Source organism: Actinomycetospora flava (genome assembly GCF_037400335.1).
Classification (GTDB): domain Bacteria; phylum Actinomycetota; class Actinomycetes; order Mycobacteriales; family Pseudonocardiaceae; genus Actinomycetospora; species Actinomycetospora flava.
Map to the genome: position 1 here is coordinate 1 of NZ_JBBEGM010000022.1, position 25,067 is coordinate 25,067.

A 25,067-nucleotide genomic window follows, 5' to 3' on the forward strand; every position below is an offset into this window, starting at 1 on the left:
CCCCTCCGAGGTGCCTGACGGCCTGCTGATCTTCGTGGCACCCGGGCGTCACCCCAACCGGTGATCTTCCTACTCCGACACCCCCCACCACGCGACGGAAGGGACGCCCGTGACTCCTGTGACGAGCCCGGATCCGGGCGACACGCCGGGTCGCCGGAGGTGAGCAGCGACGACGGGCGAGGCCCTCGGGGAGGGGCGGCGCTGTCGGGGGGCGCGATTAGGCTGGGGTGGTTCCCGCCGACCACGTCCCGCACGCCCGGGCCGGTCGGCGGCACCCCGATCCCGGCGCTCCAGGGAGGTCCCGCGACGTGACCGGCGACTCGTTCGTCCACCTGCACACGCACACCGAGTTCTCGATGCTCGACGGTGCCGCGCGGCTGGACGACCTGTTCGCCGAGGCCGCGCGGATGGGCATGCCGGCCCTGGCGATGACCGACCACGGCAACACCTTCGGCGCCTACGAGTTCTGGAAGAAGTCGAAGGCCCACGGGGTCAAGCCGATCATCGGCATGGAGGGCTACCTCGCGCCCGGCAGCCGCCACGAGCGCAAGCGCGCCACGCTCGGCGGCCAGGTCATCAGCGATGACAACCCGGGCCAGATGTACACCCACATGACGCTGCTGGCGGAGAACACGGAGGGGATGCACAACCTCTTCCGGCTCTCGAGCCTCGCCAGCCTCGAGGGCTACTACTACAAGCCGCGCATGGACCGCGAGCTGCTCGAGACCTACGGCAAGGGCATCATCGCCACCACGGGCTGCCCGTCGGGCGAGGTCGCGCGCTACCTGCAGCAGGGCGACTTCGACGGCGCCTGCCAGGCCGCGAGCGACTACCGCGACATCTTCGGCGCGGACAACTTCTTCTGCGAGCTGATGGACCACGGCATCGAGATCGAGCGCCGGGTCCGCGACGACCTCTACGACCTCAAGAAGAAGCTCGACCTGCCCGGTCTCGCCACCAACGACCTGCACTACACGTACGCCAAGGACGCGAAACCGCACGAGGTCCTGCTGTGCGTGCAGACCGGCAAGACGATGAACGACCCGAACCGCTTCCGGTTCGACGCGCAGGACTTCTACCTCAAGAGCGCGCAGGAGATGCGCGCCCAGTGGGACGGCGTGTTCCCCGAGGCCTGCGACAACACCCTGGCGATCGCGGAGCGGGTGAACGTCGAGTTCACCGAGGGTCGCGACCTGCAGCCCGTGGCCCCGGTGCCCGAGGGCGAGACCGAGGGCAGCTGGCTGGTCAAGGAGGTCGAGCGCGGCCTGCACTGGCGGTTCCCGAACGGCTTCTCCGAGCAGTACCGCAAGCAGGCCGACTACGAGGTGTCGGTCATCATGCAGATGGGCTACCCGGGCTACTTCCTGGTGACGGCCGACCTGCTGAACTACGCGCGCTCGGTCAACCTGCGCGTCGGACCGGGCCGCGGGTCGGCGGCGGGGAGCCTCGTCGCCTACGTCCTCGGCATCACGGATCTCGACCCGATCCACCACAAGCTGATCTTCGAGCGGTTCCTCAACCCCGAGCGCGTCTCCATGCCCGACATCGACATGGACTTCGACGAGCGCCGGCGCGGCGAGATGATCCGGTACGTCACCGAGAAGTACGGCGAAGAGAAGATCGCGCAGATCATTACGTACTCCACGATCAAGGCGAAGGCCGCGATCAAGGACTCGGCGCGCGTGCTCTACGGGCAGCCCGGCTACGCGGTGGCCGACCGGATCACGAAGTCGATGCCGCCCGCGGTGATGGGCAAGGACATCCCGCTGTCCGGGGTGTTCGACCCCAGCCACAAGCGCTACTCCGAGGCCGCCGAGATGCGGGCGCTCTACGAGTCGGACGCCCAGGTCAAGGAGATCGTCGACACCGCCAAGGACCTCGAGGGGCTCAAGCGGCAGTGGGGCGTGCACGCGGCCGGCGTGATCATGTCCAAGGAACCGCTGATCGACGTCATCCCGATCCAGCGGCGCGAGGCCGACGGCGCGATCATCACGCAGTTCGACATGGGGGTCTGCGAGACCCTCGGGCTGCTGAAGATGGACTTCCTGGGCCTGCGCAACCTCACGATCATCGACGACGCGCTCAACAACATCCCGCTCAACGGCAAGCCGTCGCTCGACCTCGACAAGCTCGGGCTCGACGACAAGGCGACCTACGAGCTCCTGTCACGCGGCGAGACGCTCGGGGTGTTCCAGCTCGACGGCGGCCCGATGCGCGACCTGCTGCGACGCATGGCGCCCACCGAGTTCGACGACATCTCCGCCGTCGGCGCGCTCTACCGGCCGGGCCCGATGGGCGCCAACGCGCACAACGACTACGCCGACCGCAAGAACGGGCGCCAAGAGGTCACCCCGATCCACCCGGAGCTCGAGGAGCCCCTCAAGGAGGTCCTCGGCGAGACCTACGGCCTGATCGTCTACCAGGAACAGGTCATGGCGATCGCCCAGGTGCTCGCGGGCTACTCGCTGGGCAAGGCCGACCTGCTCCGTCGCGCCATGGGCAAGAAGAAGAAGGAGATCCTCGACAAGGAGTACGAGGGTTTCGCCCAGGGCATGAAGGACAACGGCTACTCGGCCGCGGCGATCAAGACGCTGTGGGACATCCTGCTGCCGTTCTCCGACTACGCGTTCAACCGCGCGCACTCCGCGGCCTACGGCGTCGTGTCGTACTGGACGGCCTACCTCAAGGCGAACTACCCCGCCGAGTACATGGCGGCGGTGCTCACCAGCGTCCGCGACGACAAGGACAAGGCGGCGATCTACCTCGCCGAGTGCCGCAAGATGGGCATCACGGTGCTGCCGCCGGACGTCAACGAGTCGGTGCTCAACTTCGCCCCGGTCGGCGCCGACATCCGGTTCGGCCTCGGCGCCATCCGCAACGTCGGCTCCGGAGTCGTCGACGCGATCGTCGAGACCCGGCGCGAGAAGGGCGGGTTCACCGACTTCTCGGACTTCCTGCGCAAGGTCCCGCAGCAGGTCTGCAACAAGAAGACGGTCGAGTCGCTGATCAAGGCCGGCGCCTTCGACTCGCTGGGCCACCCCCGCAAGGGCCTCGCGCTGGTGCACGCCGAGGCCGTCGACGCGGTGATGACCACGAAGAAGGCCGAGGCGGACGGGCAGTTCGATCTGTTCGGCAGCTTCGACGGGCCGGACGAGGACTCCGGCGACACCACCGGCATGTTCGACGTCAAGGTGCCCGAGGGGGAGTGGGAGTCCAAGCACCGCCTCGCGCTCGAGCGGGAGATGCTCGGGCTCTACGTCTCCGGCCACCCGCTCAACGGCATCGAGCAGGTCCTCGCGAGCCGGGCCGACACCCAGATCACCAGGATCCTCGAGGGTGACGTCGCCGAGGGCGCGCAGGTCACGGTCGGCGGCATCCTCGCCAGCGTCACCCGGCGGGTGAACAAGAAGGGCGAGCCCTGGGCGTCGGCGCAGATCGAGGACCTCGCCGGCGGCATCGAGGTGCTGTTCTTCCCGCGCACCTACGCCGCGGTGTCGATCGACGTCGCCGAGGACGCGATCGTGCTGGTCAAGGGCAAGGTCAACAAGCGGGACGACCGCGTCAGCCTGTTCGTCGAGGACCTCGCGGTGCCCGACCTGTCCGGGGGCGTCGGCGGCGCGCCGGTCAAGGTCGTCATCGAGAGCGCGCGGTGCACGCCCGAGCGGGTCGGCAAGCTCAAGGAGGTCCTCGTCGCCCACCCGGGCCCCAGCGAGGTCCACCTGACGCTGCTGGCCGCCAACGGGGCGAGCCACGTGCTGCGGCTCGACGACGGGCTCAAGGTCACCAACTCGGGCGCGCTGATGGGCGACCTCAAGGCGCTGCTCGGCCCGCGCTGCCTCGGCTGACTCTCGCGCGCCTCACGGCCGACCTGGGACGCTCGACGCCCGACGTCAGTTCCAGGAGGACGGCCATGACCGGTCGTGTGGTGCACTTCGAGCTCCCCTACTCCGACGGCGACCGCGCCCGCGCGTTCTACCGCGACGCCTTCGGGTGGCACACCATGGTGATCCCGGAGCTCGACTACACCGGGGTCGTCACCGGCCCGACCGGCGAGGACGGCACGGGCAAGGAGCCGGGGTTCATCAACGGCGGTATGTTCGCCCGCGGCGAGGGCGAGCCGCGCGGTCCCGTCGTGGTCATCGACGTGCCCGACCTCGACGCCGCCCTCGCGCGCGTCGAGGAGCTCGGCGCCACCGTCGTCACGCCGAAGATCCCCGTCGGCGAGATGGGGTTCGCCGCCTACTTCCGCGACCCGGAGGGCAGCGTCGTCGGCGTCTGGCAGACCGCGGGTGGCTGATCCGGCGAGCCCGGGCGTCTACGTCGCCCTCGGGAGCTCGTTCGCGGCGGGACCCGGGATCCCGCCCCAGGTCGATCGCGGGGCGCTGCGCTCCGGGCGCAACTACCCGAGCCTGCTCGCCGAGGAGATCGGCCTGCCGCTGGTCGACGTGACCTGCTCCGGGGCGACGACCGCGCAGCTGCGCCACGACCGCCGGCCGACCCTCACCGGCCCGGTCCCGCCGCAGGTCGCGGCGGTGACCGCCGAGACCGCGCTCGTCACGGTCACCGCAGGCGGCAACGACGTCGGCTACCTCGGCATGCTCGTCTCGGCCGGCCTGCGCGGCACCCTCACGGCCCGGCTGCCCTGGCTGCCGGCGCCGGTCCGGCGGCGCCTGGGCTACACGGTCGAGGTGCCGCCGCCCGAGGCGTTCGCCGAGGTCCGGGCCTCCCTGACCGCCCTGGTCGACGACGTGCGACGCCGCGCACCCGGCGCGCGCGTCGTCCTCGTCGACTACCTCACCGTGCTCGGCACCCACGCGACGCCGGACACCGTGCCGCTGACCGCCGAGCAGATCGGGGAGGGCCGGCGGGTCGCGGCCGGCCTCGCCGCGAGCTTCGCGGCCGCGGCCACCGACGCCGGCGCGGACCTCGTCGCGGTGTCCGCGGTGAGCGAGGACCACGGCGCGGGCGCGCCGGACCCGTGGGTCGGCGGCTTCGTGATGGGTGTCCCCGGGTTCGGCGGCCCGCGGCCGTTCCACCCGACCGCGGCCGGGATGGCCGCCGTCGCCGACCTCGTCGCCAAGAGGCTGCGGACCGAGCCCGGGGCTTGACCCGGGCCCGTGACCCGGCGCACGGTCGAGGCATGGCCGCCCCCACGCAGGACACCCGCACCTCCGACGACGGCATGCCCGCCTTCCGGCCCTCCCAGGAGGGCATCGTCATGCCCCAGCCGCCGACGTTCGCGACGAGCGCGGAGGAGCGGCTGCACCGCAAGCAGCAGCTCGCCGGCGCGTTCCGCATCTTCGGGCGCTTCGGGTTCGGCGAGGGGATCGCGGGCCACATCACGGTGCGCGACCCCGAGGACCCGCACATGTTCTGGGTCAACCCGTTCGGCATGAGCTTCCGGCACATCCGTGTGTCGGATCTGATCGCGGTGAACCACGACGGCGACGTCGTGCACGGGAACAAGCCGGTGAACCAGGCCGGGTTCGTCATCCACTCCGCGGTGCACCACGCGCACCCCGACGTCGTGGCGGCCGCGCACGCGCACTCGGTGTACGGCAAGGCGTGGTCGTCGCTGGCCCGCCCGCTCGACCCGATCACCCAGGACGCCTGCACCCTCTACGAGAACCACGGCGTCGTCACCGAGGGGCGCGGGGCCGTCGTGCTCGACCCCGAGGTCGGGCGCGCCCTGGCCACCGGGCTGACCGGGCGCAAGATGGTCTTCCACCAGAACCACGGCATCTTCACCGTCGGCGACACGGTGGCCGAGGCCGCGTGGTGGTTCATCAACACCGAGCGCAACTGCCAGGCCCAGCTCATGGCCGAGGCCGCGGGCACGCCCACCCAGATCGACCACGTGAACGCGAAGTTCACCGCCGAGCAGACCGGCACCGCCTACGCCGGCTGGTTCTCGTTCCAGCCGCTGTGGGACGAGGTCGTCCGGACCGACCCGGATCTGTTCGACTAGGGCAGACGGGCGAGGATGGCCGGGTGATCGTCGACGCCCACGTCCACGTCGCCCACCTCGCGCGGCTCAAGGTGCCGTGGGAGCAGTGGATCGGGCCCGCGGGCACCGGTGAGGCGTGGTCGGCCTGCTACGACAGCGACGGCGCGGCCATCCCGGAGAAGGTCTCGGCCCTGTTCGCCGGTGCCGGGGTGGACCGCGTCCTGCTGTTCTGCGAGTACAGCCCGAAGGCCACCGGGTGGCAGACGATCGAGGACATGCTGCCGCTCGTCGACGCCGACGCCGAGCGCTTCCGCATCGTCGCCAACGTCAACCCGCACGTGCACCACCCGGTGGCCGCCGAGGTCGACCGCCAGCTCGACCTCGGGGCCGTCGCGCTCAAGGTGCACCCGGTCCACGCCGGCATCGCGCCCAACGACGCCCAGCTCTACCCGGCGTACGCCCGCTGCCTCGAGCGCGGGATCCCGGTGATCGTGCACACCGGGCCGTCGGTGTTCCCGGGCGCCACCGGCAAGTACGGCGACCCCGTCATGCTCGACGACGTCCTGCGCGACTTCCCGGGGCTGACCCTGGTGCTCGCCCACGGCGGGCGTGGCTGGAGCTACGAGGCCGCCGCCTCGCTCGCCCTGACCCGCGAGGACGTCTGGCTCGACCTCGCGGGGCTGCCGCCCCACAAGCTGCCCGTCTACTACGAGCGGTTCGGCTTCGAGCGGGTCGCCGCGAAGTCGGTGTTCGGCACCGACGCGCCGTCCGCCGACCCGGCCCGCAACATCGCCGCGATCCGCGAGCTCGGGCTCGGCGACGCCCTCACCGACGGGCTGCTCGGCGACCACGCCCTGCGGGTCTACCCGGGGCTGCTGGAGCCGCCGACCCGGCTCTGACGGTGTACTGTGCCGATGAGGGACCGATCGGTCCGGGACCACACGGTCCTTTTCGGCACGAGAGGAGCCGTGGTGGCACGGACGCCCGCACCCGGCACCCGGGACCGCATCCTCACGACCGCGTCGCGGTTGTTCTACTCCCGCGGGGTCCGTGCCGTGGGCATGAACCAGGTGATCACCGAGGCCGGGACCGGCAAGAACCTCCTGTACTCGCACTTCCCGACGAAGAACGACCTCGTCGCCGCCTACCTGGAACGCGCGCGGGACATCCGCGACGCCCAGACCCGCCGTGCGCGTGACGCCGCCGCCGACGACCCGCGCGCGCAGCTGCTCGCGGTCGTCGAGGAGATCGCCGAGCGGACCGCCCGCCCCGACTTCCGCGGGTGTGCCTTCCGCAACTACCTCGCGGAGTTCCCCGACGACGCCGACCTCGGACACGACGACGCGCCGACCCCCGCCGGCGTGGCCCACCACGTCCTCGCCGACTCCCACCGCGTGCTCGCCGAGCTCGTCGCCGCGCTCGGCGTCGCCGACCCGGACCGCCTGACCGAGGAGCTGTGGCTGCTCGTCGACGGCCTCTACCTCCAGGCCGCCTACCGCGACCGCGTCGACGCCCGCGTCGGCTCCGACACCGCGATCGATCTCGCCCGCCGCCTGGTCGACGAGCGGGTCGCGTCGTGAGCGCCCCGGCGAGCCCGCGCACGGTCCTGCTGATCACGTCGGCCGCGGCGTTCCTGTCGAGCCTCGACCTGTTCATCGTCAACCTGGCCTTCCCCGACATCCGCGCCGACTTCCCGGGCAGCGACCTCGGAGCGATCTCGTGGGTGCTCAACGGCTACACGGTCGTCTTCGCCGCGTTCCTCGCCCTCGCCGGGCGCCTGGCCGACCGGGTCGGGCACCGGCGCGTGTTCCTCGTCGGGCTGGCGGTGTTCACGCTCGCGTCCGCCGCGTGCGCGGCCGCCCCGTCGGTGGGGCTGCTCGTCGCCGCCCGCGCCGTGCAGGCCCTCGGGGCTGCGCTCGTGACGCCGACGTCGCTGTCGCTGCTGCTCGCCGCCTTCCCGGCCGAGCGGCGCGCCCACGCCGTCGGCGCGTGGGCGTCGATCGGCGCGGTCGCCGCCGCGCTCGGTCCGCCGCTCGGCGGGCTGCTGGTCGAGGCGTCGTGGCACTGGGTGTTCCTGGTCAACGTGCCGGTCGGGGTGGTCGCGTTCGTGGCGGGCCTGCGGGCGCTGCCGGCCGGCGCGACCCAGCGCGACGCGGGCCTGCCCGACATCCTCGGCGCGGTGGGGCTGGTCGTCGGGGTCGGGGCGCTCGCGTTCGCCCTGGTCCGCGCGCCCGACCTCGGGTGGGCGTCGGCGCCGGTGCTCGCGGGCCTCGCCGTCGCGGTGCTCGCGCTGGCCGGGGTGGTCCTGCGCTCGCGCCGCCACCCCGTGCCGGCGCTGGACCTCGCCGTCCTGCGCACCCCGGTCGTCGGGCTCGCGGCGCTCGCCATGATCGCCTTCACCACGGGCTTCGCCGGCATGCTCGTCGCGAACGTCCTGTTCCTCACCGGGACCTGGGGCTGGTCGGCGCCGGTCGCGGGGCTCGCGCTCGCGGTCGGTCCGGCGGTGGTCGTCGGGGTGGCGCGGCTGTCGGGCCGCCTCACGGGGCGGTTCGGGATCGGGCGGGTCGTGGTCGTGGGCGGGCTGGTGTTCGCCGCGGGGCCGGCGTGGTGGGCGCTGTGGCTCGACGCGACGCCCCGCTACGCCGTCGGCATGCTCCCCGGGCAGATCGCCACGGGGCTCGGGGTCGGCCTGATCCTGCCCGCGCTCTCGTCGGTGGTCGGCGTGGCGCTCCCGGCGCACCGGTGGGGCACCGGCTCCTCGTTGATCACCACGGCCCGGCAGGTCGGGTCGGTGCTCGGGGTGGCGCTGCTCGTGTCGGTGATCGGCACGCACACCACCGGCCGGCCCGAGGAGCTCGGGCTGCTGCGGGCGGGGTGGGTGATGCTGGCGCTGGCGGGGGTCGCCGCGGCGGTCGTCGCGGTCGCGCTGGCCCGGGCGGAGCAGGCGGCCGCGCGTTCGGCCCGCGAGCCGGAACCCACCCCCGACCCGACAGCGGATTGCCCGGCCCGGCAGGCGGGGTAGACAACTCTCATGGCCATCGCAACGACGAACCCCGCCACGGGGGAGACCGTCAAGGAGTTCGACGCCCTCACCGACGCGCAGCTCGAGGAGAAGCTCCAGCGCGCGTGGGACGCGTTCCAGACCTACCGCGACACGACGTTCGAGCAGCGCGCCGGCTGGCTGCGCGCGGCGGCGGACATCTTCGACGCCGAGAACGAGCGGCTGGCCGAGCTCGCGACCCTCGAGATGGGCAAGACCTTCGTCGCGGCCAAGGCCGAGGTGACGAAGTGCGCCCTGGGCTGCCGCTGGTACGCCGACCACGCCGCCGAGGACCTCGCCGACGTCGAGTGGCCGAAGCCGAAGTCGGCGCCCGAGCACGCGCGCATCTTCACGCGCTACCAGCCGCTGGGCCCCGTGCTCGCCGTGATGCCGTGGAACTTCCCGTACTGGCAGGTGCTGCGCTTCGCCGCGCCGGCGCTCATGGCCGGCAACGTCGGCCTGCTCAAGCACGCGTCGAACGTGCCCCAGGTGGCCCTGGCGATCGAGGACGTCCTGCGCCGGGCCGGCTTCCCCGACGGCGCGTTCCAGACGCTGCTCGTGGGCTCGTCGGTGATCGAGGGGATCATCGACGACGACCGCGTGCGCGCCGTGACGCTGACCGGCAGCGAGCCCGCGGGCCGCGAGGTCGGCGCCCGCGCCGGCCACAACGTCAAGACGAGCGTGCTGGAGCTGGGCGGCAGCGACCCGTTCATCGTCATGCCCTCGGCCGACCTCGACGCCACGGTCGAGGCCGGGGTGTCGAGCCGCCTGCTCAACAACGGCCAGTCCTGCATCAACGCCAAGCGGTTCATCCTCCACACCGACATCGCGGACGAGTTCACGCAGAAGCTGGTCGCGAAGTTCGAGTCGCTGACCGTCGGCGACCCGATGGACGAGAACACCGACGTCGGGCCGCTCTCCGGGTCGCAGTCGCTCGAGGAGCTCGACCAGCAGGTGCAGGACTCGGTCGCGGCCGGCGCGAAGCTGCTGACCGGCGGCAAGCCGTCGGGCGGTGCCGGCAACTACTACCCGCCGACGATCCTCGCGGAGATCCCGAAGGAGGCCCGCGCCTACTACGAGGAGCTCTTCGGGCCGGTGGCGCTGGTGCACCGGGCGACGGACGTCGACGACGCGATCCGGATCGCCAACGACTCGGACTTCGGGCTGGGCGGCAGCGCCTGGACGAACGACGAGGCCGAGAAGGAGCGGTTCGCCACCGAGGTCGAGTCCGGCATGGTCTACGTCAACAAGATCACCGAGTCGACGCCCGAGGTGCCGTTCGGCGGCGCGAAGAACTCCGGCTACGGCCGTGAGCTCGCGAGCTTCGGCCCGCAGTCGTTCGTCAACGCGAAGACGATCTGGATCCAGTAGCTAGAGACCCAGCCCGGCCACGGCCCGGCGCGTCGCCTCCGTCCAGGCGGTGTGCCGGCCGTGGAACACCTCGGCGGCGCGGTGCCCGACCCACGGGGACGGCAGCAGCGCGTCGGGGAGCCCCGGGTCGAGGAACGGGAAGCGCCGCCAGGCGTCGACGAGCCGGATCTGGGCCGCGAGCGTGGCGGCGTCGTCCCCGGGCTCGAGGTCGGCGAAGGCGGCGACGAACTCCTCGTAGCGCGCCTCGAGGTCGCCGAGGTCCCAGGCTCGGGCGGCGAGCTCGGTCGCGGTGAGCCCGCCGTGGTACTCGCCGGTGACGACGTGCGCGTCGGCGGGGCCGTTCTCGGCGAGGACCTCGCGGACCTCGTCGAGGCGCCCGGTGTCGGGGGAGACCCACATGCCGGCCGCGGGGGAGCCGAGGCCGGCCCACGCCAGGCGGGTGCGCAGGCGGTGGCGCCGCGCCCGCTGCTGCTCGGGGACGCTGGCGACGACGACGAGCCAGTGCCCGTCCCACGCCGCCCGCGCGCGCCCGTGCGCGTAGATGCGCGCCGCGCCGACCGTGAGCAGGTCGCGGCCCCACGGCGTCAGGTCCCAGCGCACGCGCCGCCCGACCCGCTCCGAGACGAGCATGCCGTCGGCGGCGGTGCGGGCCAGCGCCTGGCGCGCGGACTTCTCCTCGACGCCGACCAGCCCGAGCACGTCCACCACCGTCTGGGTCCACACCGGCTCGCCGGCGGGCAGGACGACCTCGCCGAGCACCGTGACCAGCAGCGACCGCGCGCTGGTGGCCGCGACCTCGCGACGCCGCGAGAACGGGTCCGGCCGCGCGTCGGCGGGGCTCTCGTCGGCGGTGGACATCACCGGTGATCCTAGGGCCCGGGCTCACCAGCGCCGTTACGGTGCGCGGGTGACTGCGCCGAGGACGACGAGCCGTTCGTTGCCGGAGGTCGACCGGGCCCACGTCTGGCACCCCTACGGCCCGATGCCCGGGCGCACGGACCCGCTGGTCGTGCGCTCGGCGCAGGGGGTGCGGCTCACGCTCGACGACGGCCGTGAGCTGGTGGACGGCATGTCGTCGTGGTGGGCGGCGGTGCACGGCTACCGGCACCCGGCGCTCGACGACGCCGTCGTGCGCGCCACCGGCGCGATGAGCCACGTGATGTTCGGCGGGCTCACCCACGACCCGGCGGTGGCGCTGGCGGAACGGCTCGTCGCGCTGACCCCGGAGCCGCTGCAGCACGTGTTCCTCGCCGACTCGGGGTCGGTGTCGATCGAGGTCGCGCTGAAGATGTGCCTGCAGTACCAGCGGGCGCGGGGGAGGCCCGGCCGCACGCGGATGATGACGTGGCGGGGCGGCTACCACGGCGACACGTTCGGCGCGATGAGCGTCTGCGACCCCGAGGGCGGGATGCACGCGGCGTGGACTGGGTTCCTGCCGCAGCAGGTGTTCGCCGACCGGCCCCCGTCTGCCCACGACCCCGCCTACGACGAGCACCTGCGCGCGGTGGCCGAGGCGCACGCCGGGGAGATCGCCGGCATCGTCGTCGAGCCCGTCGTGCAGGGGGCGGGCGGGATGCGCTTCCACGACCCGCGCCACCTGCGGGTCCTGCGGGAGATCGCCGACCGGCACGACCTCGTGCTGGTCTTCGACGAGATCGCCACCGGCTTCGGGCGTACCGGGACGCTCTTCGCCGCCGAGCAGGCGGGCGTGTCGCCGGACGTGATGTGCCTGGGCAAGGCCCTGACCGGCGGCTACCTGACCGCGGCGGCGGCCCTGTGCACGCCCGCGGTGGCGACGGCGATCAGCGAGGGCGAGGCCGGGGGCCTCATGCACGGGCCGACGTTCATGGCCAACCCGCTCGCGGCGACGGTGGCGGCGGCGAGCATCGACGAGCTGCTGCGCCGCGACTGGGCCGGGGAGGTCGCGGCGCTCGGCGCGGGGCTGCGGGAGGGGCTGGCCCCGGCCCGGGACGTCGAGGGCGTGGTGGACGTGCGCGTGCTCGGCGGCATCGGCGTGATCCAGCTCGACCACTCCGTCGACGTGCCCGCGGCGCAGGCCGCCGCCGAGGCGCACGGGGTGTGGCTGCGCCCGTTCCGCGACCTCGTCTACGCCATGCCGCCCTACGTCACCCCGGCCGACGACGTCCTCCGCATCGGGGAGGCGATGGTCGCCGCCGCCGGCGCCGGGTGAACGCTGCGTAACGACCGTGTGAGACGGCGATGAGACCGACATGAGCCGATGTGACGTGTCCGTCCGAATCGCCGGATTCGTTCCAGTTCACCCGTCCGGCCCAGCAAGACCGGCGGTCAGGCACGGACCGAGCGTGGTCGGGCCGACGGAGATGTCCAGCTCCGGGCCACGTCACACCCGTATGTGGGACCGTCGGTACCGCCTGGCCCGGTGTGATCCGAACGGAGCGTAACGATCAACTTCGTCGTGTGCGGGTGGGTCCCCCGGCGGTAGGGCACAGTGATCACAGCGCCTTCGGCACGCGGCACTGCGGCCCTGTCGGTGACGCCGGGTGACCGGCGACGCGGCGCCCCCCGAGCCCCCCGGTGATCGCCCCCGATCACCCCCCGCCGGGCCGGTCCACGGCCCCCGACGGAGGACCCATGACCACCGGAGCGACCACCGTCCCGTCCTCGGACCGGGACACCCCGAGCTGGCGCGAGAAGCTGCGCGCCGACATCCCCGCTTCACTCGTCGTCTTCCTCGTCGCCGTGCCCCTCTCGCTGGGCATCGCGGTGGCCTCGGACGCGCCGCTCACCGCCGGCCTGATCGCCGCTGCGGTCGGCGGCCTCGTCGCCGGGGCCCTCGGCGGCTCGCCGCTGCAGGTCAGCGGCCCCGCCGCCGGCCTCACCGTCGTCGTCGCCGACCTCGTCGGCCGCTTCGGCTGGGGCGTCACCTGCGCGATCACCGTGGCCGCGGGCGTCCTGCAGATCCTGTTCGGTCTCACGAAGACCGGGCGCGCCGCGCTGGCCATCTCCCCGGCCGTCGTGCACGGGATGCTCGCCGGCATCGGCGTGACGATCGTGCTCGGCCAGCTGCACGTCGTCCTCGGCGGCGAGCAGCAGGACGACGCGATCGCCAACATCCTCGCCCTGCCCGGGCAGCTGCTCTCGCTGCACGGCGCGGCGACCGCGCTCGGCCTCGCCGTCATCGCGATCCTGCTCGCCTGGCCCCGCCTGCCGCAGGGCACGCCCGGCTGGGTCCGCGGCATCCCGGCGCCGCTGCTCGCGGTCGCGCTGGTCACCGTGATCGCCTCGGTGTTCGCGCTGCCCGTGGAGCGCGTCGAGATCGGCGGGTCCGTCCTCGAGGCCATCACCCCGCCCGTGCTGCCCGACGGGCAGTGGGGCGCGTTCGCCGTCGGCGTGCTGACGATCGCGATCATCGCGAGCGTCGAGAGCCTGCTGTCGGCCGTGGCCGTCGACCGTATGCACGGCGGCCAGAAGTCGAACCTCGACCGCGAACTCGTCGGGCAGGGCGCCGGCAACACGCTGTCGGGCCTGCTCGGCGGTCTGCCGATCACCGGCGTCATCGTGCGCAGCTCCACCAACGTCGCCGCCGGCGCGAAGAGCCGCGTCTCGGCGATCCTGCACGGCGTCTGGATCGTCGTGTTCTCGGTGGCCCTGCTGGGCCTGGTGCAGCAGATCCCGATGGCCGTCCTCGCCGGGCTGCTCGTGGTGATCGGCGCGCGGCTGGTGAAGCTCGCCCACATGCGCGAGCTGCACCGCCACGGCGAGCTGCCGGTGTACGTCGTGACGATCCTCGGCGTGGTGTTCACCGACCTGCTGACCGGCGTCATCGCCGGGCTCGTGCTGGCGCTGCTGCTGGTGCTGCGGCGCGTGGTGTGGGCGTCGATCGAGGTCCAGGAGCCGTCGGCCACCCCCGAGGGCGACTGGCACGTCGTCGTCGAGGGCGCCCTGTGCTTCCCGTCGATCCCGCGGCTGGCCCGGCGTCTCGGGCAGGTCCCCGCCGGCGCGCCGGTGGTGATCGACCTGGTCACCGACTACCTCGACCACGCCGCCTACGACCACCTGCAGGAGTGGATCGAGCGCCACGAGCAGGGCGGCGGGCACGTCCGCGTCGACGAGGTGGGCACGATGGGCCTGCTCGACCGGCGCACGACCACCAACGGCGGGCCCGGTGACCGCCGGCCCGGCCCGGTGCCGCGGTTCCTGTCGCCGTGGTCGGTGTGGCAGGCCGGACACGAAGCTCGGCGGGGCTGGACCATGGAGAGCGGCCACGACGCGCAGTTCGGCGTCGGGGCCGGTCACGGCCACGCCCTCGACGCCGGCGAGGACGCCGACGACCCGATCCTCACCGGGCTGCGCGAGTACCACCGGCGCGCCGCCGGCCTGGTCGCGCCGTACCTGTCCGACCTCGCCGACGGCCAGTCGCCGTACGCCTTCTTCCTGACCTGCTCGGACTCGCGGGTGGTCCCGAACGTGCTCACCTCGAGCGGCCCGGGCGACCTGTTCACCGTGCGGAACGTCGGCAACCTCGCGCCGGTCGAGAGCACCGACGACTCGGTCGGCGCGTCGGTGGAGTACGCCCTCGACGTGCTCGAGGTCCCGACGCTCGTGGTCTGCGGGCACTCCGGGTGCGGCGCGATGACCGCGGCGCTGCGGGGGACCGGCGGCGAGGGCGTCCTCGGGCGCTGGCTCGGCGGGGCCCGCGAGAGCGTGTCGCGGTGGCGCTCCGGGCATGCGGTGGCCGCCGAGGCGGCGACCCGCGGCGCGTCGGACGTCGACCAGCTCGCGATGGTCAACGTCGCCGTCCAGCTCGAGCGCCTGGCCCGCCACCCGGCGGTCGCCCGGGCGATCGAGGAGGGCCGGGTGCGCCTGGTCGGGCTGTACTTCGACATCGCGACGGCCCGCATGTCGGTGCTCGAGGGCGACCGGTTCATCCCGGCCTCGCGCGACCGGCTCGGCGCCGGCGCGTCCGGCACCCCCGGCGACCCGGCCACCTCGGCCATCCCGATCCCGGCCGTCGACCCCGTCTGACCCCCTGACGTGCATGATCTTCTGAGCTATCGCTCAGAAGATCACGCACGTCAGCCGGTGATGGTCGCCCGGGCTGCGCTGTCGTCGGCGGACTGGATGGTCGCGGCCAGCCCGGCGAGCGTCTCCCGGTCGGCGTCGTCGCGGACGGCGATCGAGAACTCGACGTCGGTGACCACGTCGCCGAAGCGCTCCAGCAGCCGCTCGCCGATCACGTCGTACGTCCCGATGACGGCGAACCGGTCGAGGGTCTCGTCGTCGATCATCGCGGGGAGCTCCTCCCAGCGCTGGGCCTTCGACAGCTCCTTGGCCTCGCTCGCGAGGTCGGACAGGCCCAGGTGGTCGAAGGCGGCGCGGTAGCCCGGCGTCGAGGCGTAGAAGGCGATCCGGGCCCGGGCGTCGCCGACCTTCCCCTCCAGCTCGGATTCCGTGCGCGCCGAGGCCACCAGCGGCTTCATCGCCACCCGGAAGCCGTCGAGCGGGCGACCGCTGCGGGCGGCGCCGCGCCGGACCGCGGGCAGCATGACCTCGCGGATATAGGAGGGCGTGCACACCGGGTGCGGACGGACCCCGTCGGCGACCTCGCCGGCGACCGCGCACATGTTCGTGTTCACCGCCGCGAGGTGCACCGGGATCTCCGGGTGCTCGATCGGCCCGGCGTCGAACAGCGGCACCATGAGGTCGAGGTCGTACTGCTCGCCGTGGTGGTCCAGCGGCGCGCCGGTCTGCCAGGTCGTCCACACCGCGCGCATCGCCTGCACGTACTCCCGCATCCAGGGCGCCGGCGCCGACCACGCCATCCCGTAGCGGCGGCGGATGTGCCCGCGCACCTGCGTGCCCATCCCGAGCGTGAACCGCCCGGCCGAGAGCTTCTGCAGCGTCCAGGCCTGCAGCGCCATCACCGTGGGGCTGCGGGGGAACGCGATCGCCACCGCGGTGCCCAGCCGCAGGGTCCGCGTCGAAGCCGCCGCGAGCGTGAGGACGGCGAACGGGTCGTCCTTGGTCTCCTCGACCGCCATCCCGCCGTACCCGATCTCCTCGAGCAGCGCGGCGTTCGCGGCGACGGCGTGGATGTCCAGCGGCGTGTCCGGCGTCCGCAGGCCCGGGTCGACCTTCCCCAGCGGCAGGAGCGTCTCGAGGCGCATGAGGCACACCACCATGTGCGTACTTTCCGGCGCTATAGCGCCGGAAACCACGCACGTAGGGTGGCCGCCGTGAGCTGGCTGGGTGCGTGGCTGGAGGAGACGGCGGCGGCGCGCGCGGAGGCGGGGCTGCGGCGGACGCTGCGTCCGCGCGAGGTGGGCGACCCGGTGGTCGACCTCGCCTCCAACGACTACCTCGGCCTCGCCCGCGACCCGCGCGTCGTCGGGGCCGGCGCCGCCGCGCTGCGCGCCTGGGGCGCCGGCTCCACCGGATCGCGGCTGGTCACGGGCTCGACGCGGCTGCACCACGAGCTCGAGGACGCCCTCGCCGACTTCACCGGCAGCCCCGCGGCGCTGGTGTTCTCGTCGGGCTACACCGCGAACCTCGGCGCGGTCACCGCGCTGACCGGGCGCGGCGCGCTCGTCGTCTCCGACGTCGCCGCGCACGCCTCGCTCGTCGACGCCGCCCGCCTCTCGCGCGCCCGCGTCGAGGTCGCCCGCGCCACCGACCCCGAGACCGTCGACCGGGTGCTCGCCGCCCGCGAGGAGACCCGCGCGGTGGTGGTCGTGGACGGCGTCGACAGCGTCGACGGGGGCGTCGCGCCGCTCGCCGAGCTGCACGCCGTCTGCCGGGCGCGCGGCGCCGTGCTGCTGGTCGACGACGCGCACGGTCTCGGCGTCCGCGGCGACGGCGGGCGCGGGACGCTCGCCGAGGCGGGGCTCGCCGGCGCGCCCGACGTCGTGCTCACCGCGACGCTGTCGAAGTCGCTCGGGTCCCAGGGCGGGGTGGTGCTCGCCGACCGCGCCGTCGTCGAGCACCTCGTCGACACCGCGCGCCCGTTCATCTTCGACACCGGGCTCGCCCCGGCCGCGGCGGGCGCCGCGCTGGCCGCGCTGGAGATCGTGCGCGCCGAGCCCGAGCGGGTCGCCGCGCTGCACACCGCCGCGGCGACGGTGGCCGCCTCCGCGCGGGCCGCCGCGCCCGGGATCGACGTGCCGGCGCCGACCGCGGCGATGGTCCCCGTGGTCCTGGGCGACCCGGCGGTCGCGGTCGCCGCCGCCGCCGCGTGCGCCGAGCACGGCCTGCGCGCCGGCTGCTTCCGCCCGCCGTCGGTGCCGCCGGGCACGTCACGCCTGCGGCTCACCGCGCGCGCCGACCTCACCGCCGACGAGCTCGCGCTCGTCGACCAGGTGCTCCACAAGGTCCTCGGGGCGGCGCTGGCCCGATAGGCGGCGCCGCGCTGGGCCGAATCACCCACCGTGGAACACCCGATCACGCAACGTGTCACCGCGGTACCGTTCGGGTACTGAGCCTGGTGCACCGACCGCGCGACCGGGGAGGGACGGGTGACCTCGCTGCTGCCCGCGCGTCCCGACCGCGACGCGGCGCCCTCGCACCACACGCTGCTCGTCACCGACGCCGTCGACCAGGGCCGGCGCGGGGCGGCGTCGTGGGTCGAGCAGGAGCTGTCCCTGGGCTCGAAGGTCTTCTACAAGGGCTGGCTGCCCGAGGGCGGGCGCGCCGACCAGCACTGGCTCACCGGCCCGGCCGGCCCGCGCGGCGCGCGCGACGCCCTGAGCACCGGGCAGCTCGAGTTCCTCGACTTCCCGACCCTCGTCGAGCGCTCCGGGGCCACCGCGAACGGTGTGCTCGCCGTCTACAAGGGCGAGGTCGAGCGGGCCCTCGACGACCTGTGGCCGACGGTCGCGATGACGCAGGAGAGCCCCGAGCTCCCGATGGCCGACGACGCGGGCCTGGTGTCGGAGTACGCCACCTGGGAGGCGGGGTTCGACGACCTCACCCACCGGTGGCCGGTCCGCATGCTCTGCCAGCTCTGCGTCGCGTCCGAGAGCGAGCGCGCGGTGTGGGAGACCGTCGCGGTCCACCACCGCGACGTCGTCGACGGGTTCTGGTCGGCCACCGCGGACGACGGCCACTGGCAGCCGCGCGGTGACCTCGACGCGCACGTCGCGCGCCGCTTCGGCGCCGCCGTGCACGGTGCCCTGCGCACCGCCCGCGAGGCCGAGCACGGCCCCGACCTGCACCTGGACCTCTCCGGCGTCGACTTCATGGACGTCGCCTGCGCCGACATCCTCATGCTCGCCGCCCGCTCCGCGCCGGCCGGCCAGCACGTCGTGCTGCACGGCGGGCCGCGGTTCCTGCGGCGCCTGTTCGACGCGGTCGGGCGACCGGCGTCGGTGCGCGAGGGCGGGGATCCGCCGTGACCGGCGGCCTCGTCCGGCGTGGTCTCCTCCATCTGGGGCTGCTCTTCGACGGCCCCGACGACCTCGTCGCGAGCGCGCTCCCCACGCTGCGGCAGGCCCTCGACGACGGGGACGAGGTCGTCGTCGCCGCCGACCGCGGCACCGTGCGGCGCCTGCGCGACGCCCTCGGCGCCGACGCGCGGCGCATCGCGTTCCCCCCGCCGGCGGCAATGGTCCGGCCCTCGGCACCGGACTTCCTCACCGCCGTCGGTCGCTGGGCCCGCCCGGACCGCCGGACGACGGTGCTCGGCCAGTACCCCGCGACGATGCCCGCGCGCGACTGCGGGTTCGGGGAGGACGCGCTCGGCGTCGTCCTCGGCGACCTCCCCCTGACGCTGATCTGCTGCTGCCGCCGCGACCTCGACCCGGAGCTGCTCGCGGTGCTCCGGCGCACCCACCCGCAGATGGCCACGCCCACCGGCCCCGTGGCCAACCCCGACCACCGCGCCCCGGCGACGGCGAGCCCCACGCCGGCGGCGCTGTGGGGCGAGGTCGCCGGCCGCGTCGGCGTCCAGAACCTCGCCGACCTCGCGCACCTGCGCCGCTGCGTCGCCGAGGTCGCCGCGCGCGCCGGGCTCGAGGGCGACGCCGTGCGCGCCGCGGTGCTCGCGGTGCACGAGGCCGCGGTGGACGCCGTGCGCCGCGGCGAGCCGGACCACGCGCACCTCACCCTCGAGGTCCGCACGCTCGGCCACACGCTGCTCTCCGAGCTGACCGGGCCCCACGGCATCCCCGCCCAGCAGGGGCCGGGCGACCCCCTCGCGCGCGTGCGGCCGTTCTGCGCCCGCGCCGTCGTGCACGACGAGCCCGAGCGGCACGCGGTCCGGGTGCTGAACACGGTCTGACCCGGGTTAGCGTCGCGTCCGTGCGGACCCTGATCGTCACCGGCACCGGGACCGACGTCGGCAAGACGGTGGTGGTCGCCGCCGTCGCCGCGCTGGCCCGGGACGCGGGCGAGCGCGTCACCGTCGTCAAGCCGGCGCAGACCGGCGTCGCCCCCGGCGAGGACGGCGACCTCGCCGACGTCCTGCGCCTGGCCGGCGAGGTGGGGACCCTCGAGCTCGCCCGCTTCCCCGAGCCGCTGGCGCCCGCGACGGCCGCCCGCCGGGCGGGGGCGATGCCGGTGACGGCCGCGCAGGTGGTGGACGCGGTGCGGCAGGTGGACGCGGACCTCGTGATCGTCGAGGGCGCCGGCGGCCTGCTCGTGCGCCTCAACGACGGCGACGACACCCACCCGCCCCAGACCCTCGCCGACGTCGCCGCCGGCCTCGGCGCGCCGGTCCTGCTCGTCGCGAGCGCCGGACTCGGCGTGCTCAACACCGCCGCGCTGACGGCCGAGGCGCTGACCCGGCGCGGACTGACACTGGCCGGCACCGTCGTCGGCGCCTACCCGGAGCACCCGGACCTCGCCGAGCGGACCAACCTCGACGACCTGCCGGCGGTCACCGGGGCCCCGCTGCTCGGCGTGCTGCCCGCCGGGCTCGGGGGCGCGACGCCGGAGCGTGTCCTCGACGCCGCGAGGTGTGGCCTCGGTCCCGTCGTCGGCGGTCGGTGGTCCCCGGATCGCACACCGTGAGGCACACTGCGGCGCGAGAGCGCGCCCGACGAACAGTGCCAGACGAACAGCGCCAGACGAACGAGCCCGACGAAGGGAGCCGTGCGTGACGGCCGTCGATCCCAGCACCACCGCCGAGGACACTGCCCCCGACGCCGGCGGGGACATCCTCGCCGTCGCCCGCGAGCAGGTGCTCGAGCGCGGGGAGGGCCTGTCGCAGGAGCAGGTCCTGGCCGTCCTGCAGCTGCCCACCGACCGCCTGAACGAGGCGCTGGCCCTGGCCCACGACGTGCGCATGCGCTGGTGCGGGCCCGAGGTCGAGGTCGAGGGCATCGTCTCGCTGAAGACCGGCGGGTGCCCCGAGGACTGCCACTTCTGCTCGCAGTCCGGCCTGTTCGACTCCCCGGTGCGCGCCGCATGGCTCGACGTCGACCGGCTGGTCGAGGCGGCCAAGCAGACCGCGAAGACCGGGGCCACCGAGTTCTGCATCGTCGCCGCCGTGCGCGGCCCGGACGCCAAGCTCATGGAGCAGGTGCGCGCGGGCATCGCCGCGATCCGCGCCGAGGTCGACATCAACGTCGCGTGCTCCCTGGGGATGCTGACCCAGGACCAGGTGAACGAGCTCGCCGGCATGGGCGTGCACCGCTACAACCACAACCTCGAGACCGCCCGCTCGCACTTCCCCGAGGTCGTCACCACGCACTCCTGGGAGGAGCGCTGGGAGACCCTGCAGATGGTGCGCGCGGCCGGCATGGAGGTGTGCTGCGGCGGCATCGTCGGCATGGGCGAGACCCTCGAGCAGCGCGCCGAGTTCGCGGTGCAGCTCGCCGAGCTGGAGCCCGACGAGGTCCCGCTCAACTTCCTCATCCCGAACCCGGGCACGCCGTTCGCGCACCTCGAGGTGCCCCAGGGTGCCGACGCGCTGATGACCGTCGCCGCGTTCCGCCTCGCGCTGCCGCGCACCGTGCTGCGCTTCGCCGGCGGGCGCGAGCTGACCCTCGGTGACCTCGGTGCCGAGCAGGGCATGCTCGGCGGCGTCAACGCGATCATCGTCGGCAACTACCTCACCAACCTGGGGCGCCCGGCCGAGCAGGACCTCGACATGCTCGAGACCCTCAAGATGCCGATCAAGGCCCTGAACGACACGTTGTGAGCGCCGTCGTGGAGCCGCCCGCCGACGTGGCCGAGCGCCCCTTCTGCGCGTGGTGCGGCGGCGCCCGCACCGAGGGCGACCACGCCGCGTGCGAGCGCCGGCTCGCCACGGTCGACCCGCCGCGCCACTGCCCGGTCTGCGCGCGGCGGATGGTCGTGCAGGTCGACCCGGTGGGCTGGACGGCGCGCTGCAGCCGCCACGGCGAGTCGGCCGGGGCGAACGGGTTCGGGTGATGTCGTGAGTGCGCCCACCGTCGACGACGACTTCCTGCCCACCGAGCCGGAGGGCCGGCTCACGCGCGCCGAGCTGCGCGGCGACGTCCCCACCGCGCTGCGCCTCGCGGCGATCCTCGCGGTGGTCGGGCTCCCGCTCGGCGCGCTGTGGGCGCTGCTCGCGCCCACCGTGCACACCGTCGCCCTGCCCGGCACGGGCACCGGCTCGCCGGCGGGGGAGGCGGACCACGCGTTCGACGCCGTGGCGATCTTCGTGCTGATGATCACCGCGTTCGGCGTGATCGCCGGGGCGCTGGCCTGGCGCCGCCGGCACCGCCGCGGCCCCGTGGTGCTCGTCGCGCTGGTCCTGGGCTCGCTGGTCGGCGCGTGGCTGGCGGGACGGGTCGGCGCGCTGTTCGCCTGGTCGGCGTCGCCGGTGCCGGTGCTCGTCGACCCGGCCGCGCTGGGGACGGCGGGGATGCCGGGTGCGCCGGTGCCCGCGGTCCTGACCAGCGTGCCCGCGTCGCCGGGGCCGTGGTGGATCGCGATCGTCGCCGGCCTCGGCGCGGCGCTGACCTACGTGCTCGCCGCGATCGTCGACGGGCACGAGGACATGGGACGGGACGACCCGTGACCGCCCTCGACCTGGCGCGCGAGCTGGTCCGCCTCGACACGCGCGGCGCGGGGGAGCGGGTCGCCGCGGACCTCCTGGCGGGCCGCCTCGAGGACGCCGGCCTGGTCGTGGAGGTCCACGAGACCCGCCCGGGGCGCGCCAACGTCGTCGCGCGTCACGGCGAGCAGACGCCGGTGACGCTGACCGGCCACCTCGACACCGTGCCCGCCGACCCGGCGGTGTGGTCGTTCGACCCGCTCGCGGGCGACGTCGTCGACGGGCGGCTGCGCGGGCGGGGGAGCAGCGACATGAAGGCCGGGGTCGCCGCCGCCGTGGTCGCGGCCGAGGAGCACGTCCGCGCCGGCGGGACCGGCGTGCAGGTCGTGCTGACCTTCGGCGAGGAGACCGGCTGCGAGGGCGCCCGCGAGATCCCGGCCGGCGCGCTGCGTCCGTCGGGCACCCTGCTGGTGGCCGAGCCGACGAACAACCGCGTCGTGCTCGGGCACAAGGGTGTGCTCTGGCTCGAGCTGCGGGCGCGCGGAGTGCCGGCGCACGGGTCGCGGCCGGACCTCGGGCACAACGCGCTCGTCGACCTCGCCCGCGCCGCGGTCCGCATCCACGAGCACGACGGCTGGCCGGGCAGCGCGACGCACGGCCGGACCACCGCGAACGTCGGGATGATGCGCGCGGGCGTCCAGCCCAACGTCGTCCCGGACCTCGCCGCGCTGACGGTCGACGTGCGCCTGGTGCCCGGCGACACCGCGGACGCCGCCGAGACCACCGTGGTCGACCTCGCGGGGGTCGCGGTCGAGACCGAACGCCTCGTCGAGCTGCCGCTCATCGACACCGACCCGGCACGGGTGGCGCGGGCGGTCGAGCTCCTCGGAGGCGGGGAGCCGCTGTACGCCACGTACTTCACCGACGCGAGCGTGCTCGCCGGCGCCCTCGGCGGCGCCGACACGATCGTCTGCGGCCCCGGCGAGCCCGAGCAGTGCCACGTCACGGACGAGTGGGCGCCGGCCGACCTGATCGAGCCGGCTGCCGAGGCCTACCGGCGGGTGCTGGCCGAGCTCACCTCGTCCTAGTCGTTTCCCGCACCGGAGGTCGCAGGGCAGCGCGACGGAGGAGCGCGGACATGCGCATCTCCTCGGTGCGACGAGCTAGTTGAGGCTGTGCTCGACGGCGAACTTGGCACTCGGCGCCCACACCGCGCGCAGCTCGTCGAGCAGGACGGCCTCGCGGGTCATCGACTGGCGCACGAGCCGCAGGCGCTCGACGGGGCAGGTCTGCTCGAGCAGCTCCTGGCGGTCGGCGAGGGGCAGCAGGCAGTCGCCGGCGAGGATGTGGGCGAGCTCGGGGTCGGCGACGTCGGGCGCCGGCTCCTCGGCGAGCTCGGCGGGCAGCTCCCCGTCGCCGCCGCCCTGCTGGCGCCAGGCCGTGGTGCAGTAGCGGCGGTGCGCGGCGCGGGCGGCCATGGCCAGCGGCGCGAGGTCCTTCGCGTCGTCGTCCTCGTCGTCGGGCAGCCACTCGACGTTGGCGACGAGGTAGGGCGCCGTCGTGTCGTCGACGTCGACGAGGCGGAAGCGCCGGTCGCCGGTGGTCTGGATGTCGAAGCGCCCGTCGGGCAGGCGCCGGACCTCGCGCAGCGTCGCGGTGCACCCGACGTCGTGCAGGCCCTCGCGGCCGTCGTCGGGGCTCCAGCCCTCGCGCACCGCCACCACGCCGAACTGCTTGCCGGGCAGCGTGCCCGTGACCAGGTCGATCGTCAGCTGGCGGTAGCGCGGCTCGAAGATGTGCAGTGGCAGCGAGGCGCCCGGGAGCAGCACGGTCCCCAGCGGGAACAGGGGCAGCGTCTCGACCACGACGCCCACGCTACGACCCCGGGCGCGTCGCCGCCGGGTGGGTTTCGCCCGCGGGCTCACCGGGTGGGCGCAGCGCGGCGAACGGATCGGTCACGCGCAGTCCGTGTTCCGAGAACCGGAAGACCGCGGCCGGGCGACCCCCGGCCGGGCCCGGAGCGGCGGTCTCGCCGGTGGGGACGAGCACGCCGCGACGGGTGAGGACGCGCTGGAGGTTGGTCGCCGAGACCCGGTGCCCGAGCGCGGCGGCGTAGAGATCCCGCAGCTCGGAGACGGTGAACGCGGCCGGCGCGAGCGCGAAACCGATGTTCGTGTAGGAGAGCTTCGCGCGCAGCCGGTCCAGGCCGTCGCGGGTGATGGCGCCGTGGTCGAAGGCGGTCTCGGGGAGCCGGTCGACGCGGTGCCAGGCGGTGTCGTCGGGGACGGCCGGGTCGGCATCGGTCGGCACGAGCCCGAGGAACGCGGTCGCGATGCGGCGCGGCGGCGGCCCGCGGTGGGGGTCGGAGAAGACGCCGAGCTGCTCGACGTGCGCGACCTCGGCGAGGTCGACCTTCTCGGCGAGGTGGCGGCGCACCGACGCCTCGACGTCCTCGTCGCGCCCCAGCCGCCCGCCCGGGAGCGCCCAGCGCCCCGGCTGCGGCTCGCGGGCGCGCTGCCAGAGCAGGACGCTCGGGACCGACCCGGTGATCCGCAGGACGACGGCGAGCACGTCGTGCGCGTACGTCCCGGGCTCGCCTGCCTCCACGGAGCGTGATCGTAGGCCGTGTCAGCGACGTGGCGCCGCAGACACTCGACGTCCGTATCGCCACGCGCTCGCCGCCGACCGGGGTGGTGCACGCCACTCGGCGTGACCGGAAGCTGGCGCGCGCTCGGGGCCTGGGGGTACGGTCGGCCATGTTTTCGACC

At 74.3% G+C, this 25,067-nt stretch carries 22 protein-coding genes; 18 read left to right on the forward strand and 4 right to left on the reverse strand.

Annotated features, from left to right (window positions below):
• Window positions 1–308 precede the first annotated feature (308 nt).
• The 8 genes from dnaE (at window position 309) to WCD58_RS31995 (ending at window position 10,358) form a co-directional block, all read left to right on the forward strand.
• Window positions 309–3,845 carry a DNA polymerase III subunit alpha gene (dnaE, locus tag WCD58_RS31960; protein ID WP_337707188.1) on the forward strand — a complete coding sequence of 1,179 codons (3,537 nt, stop codon included), beginning with the start codon at window positions 309–311 and terminating at the stop codon, window positions 3,843–3,845.
• A 65-nt stretch (window positions 3,846–3,910) separates the two neighbouring features.
• Window positions 3,911–4,297 carry a VOC family protein gene (locus WCD58_RS31965; RefSeq protein ID WP_337707189.1) on the forward strand — a complete coding sequence of 129 codons (387 nt, stop codon included), beginning with the start codon at window positions 3,911–3,913 and terminating at the stop codon, window positions 4,295–4,297.
• Window positions 4,290–5,108 (forward strand): SGNH/GDSL hydrolase family protein, encoded by an 819-nt coding sequence (locus tag WCD58_RS31970; protein WP_337707190.1) that lies wholly within the window; start codon window positions 4,290–4,292, stop codon window positions 5,106–5,108. Before WCD58_RS31965 ends, WCD58_RS31970 begins: the two co-directional genes overlap by 8 nt.
• Before the next feature lie 32 nt (window positions 5,109–5,140).
• Window positions 5,141–5,968 carry a class II aldolase/adducin family protein gene (locus WCD58_RS31975; RefSeq protein ID WP_337707191.1) on the forward strand — a complete coding sequence of 276 codons (828 nt, stop codon included), beginning with the start codon at window positions 5,141–5,143 and terminating at the stop codon, window positions 5,966–5,968.
• A 23-nt stretch (window positions 5,969–5,991) separates the two neighbouring features.
• Window positions 5,992–6,846 (forward strand): amidohydrolase family protein, encoded by an 855-nt coding sequence (locus WCD58_RS31980; protein ID WP_337707192.1) that lies wholly within the window; start codon window positions 5,992–5,994, stop codon window positions 6,844–6,846.
• Between the two features lie 72 nt (window positions 6,847–6,918).
• Window positions 6,919–7,527 (forward strand): TetR/AcrR family transcriptional regulator, encoded by a 609-nt coding sequence (locus WCD58_RS31985; RefSeq protein WP_337707193.1) that lies wholly within the window; start codon window positions 6,919–6,921, stop codon window positions 7,525–7,527.
• Window positions 7,524–8,969 (forward strand): MFS transporter, encoded by a 1,446-nt coding sequence (locus tag WCD58_RS31990; protein ID WP_337707194.1) that lies wholly within the window; start codon window positions 7,524–7,526, stop codon window positions 8,967–8,969. The genes WCD58_RS31985 and WCD58_RS31990 overlap by 4 nt, the downstream gene beginning before the upstream one ends.
• Before the next feature lie 9 nt (window positions 8,970–8,978).
• Window positions 8,979–10,358: an aldehyde dehydrogenase family protein gene (locus tag WCD58_RS31995; protein WP_337707195.1), complete on the forward strand. Its 1,380-nt coding sequence runs from the start codon at window positions 8,979–8,981 to the stop codon at window positions 10,356–10,358.
• On the opposite strand, the gene WCD58_RS32000 is transcribed toward WCD58_RS31995, so the two are convergent.
• Window positions 10,359–11,216, reverse strand: coding sequence for a PaaX family transcriptional regulator (locus WCD58_RS32000; RefSeq protein ID WP_337707196.1), 858 nt, complete (start codon window positions 11,214–11,216; stop codon window positions 10,359–10,361).
• Between the two features lie 49 nt (window positions 11,217–11,265).
• Here WCD58_RS32000 and WCD58_RS32005 point away from each other — a divergent pair, with 49 nt between their 5' ends.
• Both WCD58_RS32005 and WCD58_RS32010 read left to right on the forward strand, forming a co-directional pair.
• Window positions 11,266–12,549, forward strand: coding sequence for an adenosylmethionine--8-amino-7-oxononanoate transaminase (locus WCD58_RS32005; protein WP_337707197.1), 1,284 nt, complete (start codon window positions 11,266–11,268; stop codon window positions 12,547–12,549).
• Between the two features lie 422 nt (window positions 12,550–12,971).
• Window positions 12,972–15,365 carry a SulP family inorganic anion transporter gene (locus WCD58_RS32010; RefSeq protein ID WP_337707198.1) on the forward strand — a complete coding sequence of 798 codons (2,394 nt, stop codon included), beginning with the start codon at window positions 12,972–12,974 and terminating at the stop codon, window positions 15,363–15,365.
• A gap of 50 nt (window positions 15,366–15,415) precedes the next feature.
• Here WCD58_RS32010 and WCD58_RS32015 read toward each other — a convergent pair whose 3' ends face one another.
• Window positions 15,416–16,507, reverse strand: coding sequence for a TIGR03617 family F420-dependent LLM class oxidoreductase (locus WCD58_RS32015; protein ID WP_337707199.1), 1,092 nt, complete (start codon window positions 16,505–16,507; stop codon window positions 15,416–15,418).
• Between the two features lie 78 nt (window positions 16,508–16,585).
• On the opposite strand from WCD58_RS32015, the gene WCD58_RS32020 reads away from it, so the two are divergent.
• The 8 genes from WCD58_RS32020 (at window position 16,586) to WCD58_RS32055 (ending at window position 23,387) form a co-directional block, all read left to right on the forward strand.
• A complete protein-coding gene (locus WCD58_RS32020) occupies window positions 16,586–17,734 on the forward strand; it encodes an 8-amino-7-oxononanoate synthase (protein ID WP_337707248.1) in 1,149 nt (382 codons plus the stop codon).
• 117 nt (window positions 17,735–17,851) lie between these two features.
• On the forward strand, window positions 17,852–18,730 hold the full coding sequence (locus tag WCD58_RS32025; protein WP_337707200.1) for an STAS domain-containing protein: 879 nt from the start codon (window positions 17,852–17,854) through the stop codon (window positions 18,728–18,730).
• Window positions 18,727–19,614 (forward strand): sensor histidine kinase family protein, encoded by an 888-nt coding sequence (locus WCD58_RS32030; RefSeq protein WP_337707201.1) that lies wholly within the window; start codon window positions 18,727–18,729, stop codon window positions 19,612–19,614. Before WCD58_RS32025 ends, WCD58_RS32030 begins: the two co-directional genes overlap by 4 nt.
• 20 nt (window positions 19,615–19,634) lie before the next feature.
• Window positions 19,635–20,345 (forward strand): dethiobiotin synthase, encoded by a 711-nt coding sequence (gene bioD, locus WCD58_RS32035; protein WP_337707202.1) that lies wholly within the window; start codon window positions 19,635–19,637, stop codon window positions 20,343–20,345.
• Window positions 20,346–20,430: 85 nt separating this feature from the next.
• A complete protein-coding gene (bioB, locus tag WCD58_RS32040) occupies window positions 20,431–21,477 on the forward strand; it encodes a biotin synthase BioB (protein ID WP_337707203.1) in 1,047 nt (348 codons plus the stop codon).
• Window positions 21,474–21,710 (forward strand): biotin synthase auxiliary protein BsaP, encoded by a 237-nt coding sequence (gene bsaP / locus WCD58_RS32045; RefSeq protein ID WP_337707204.1) that lies wholly within the window; start codon window positions 21,474–21,476, stop codon window positions 21,708–21,710. Before bioB ends, bsaP begins: the two co-directional genes overlap by 4 nt.
• A gap of 4 nt (window positions 21,711–21,714) precedes the next feature.
• Complete coding sequence (locus WCD58_RS32050) at window positions 21,715–22,323, forward strand: DUF2567 domain-containing protein (RefSeq protein ID WP_337707205.1); 609 nt, start codon at window positions 21,715–21,717, stop codon at window positions 22,321–22,323.
• Window positions 22,320–23,387, forward strand: coding sequence for a M20 family metallopeptidase (locus WCD58_RS32055; protein WP_337707206.1), 1,068 nt, complete (start codon window positions 22,320–22,322; stop codon window positions 23,385–23,387). Before WCD58_RS32050 ends, WCD58_RS32055 begins: the two co-directional genes overlap by 4 nt.
• Before the next feature lie 75 nt (window positions 23,388–23,462).
• Here WCD58_RS32055 and WCD58_RS32060 read toward each other — a convergent pair whose 3' ends face one another.
• Both WCD58_RS32060 and WCD58_RS32065 read right to left on the reverse strand, forming a co-directional pair.
• On the reverse strand, window positions 23,463–24,164 hold the full coding sequence (locus WCD58_RS32060; protein ID WP_337707207.1) for an LON peptidase substrate-binding domain-containing protein: 702 nt from the start codon (window positions 24,162–24,164) through the stop codon (window positions 23,463–23,465).
• Window positions 24,165–24,174: 10 nt separating this feature from the next.
• Entirely contained in the window at window positions 24,175–24,906 is a 732-nt protein-coding gene (locus tag WCD58_RS32065) for an NUDIX hydrolase (RefSeq protein WP_373696320.1), read from the reverse strand.
• Between the last annotated feature and the right edge of the window lie 161 nt (window positions 24,907–25,067).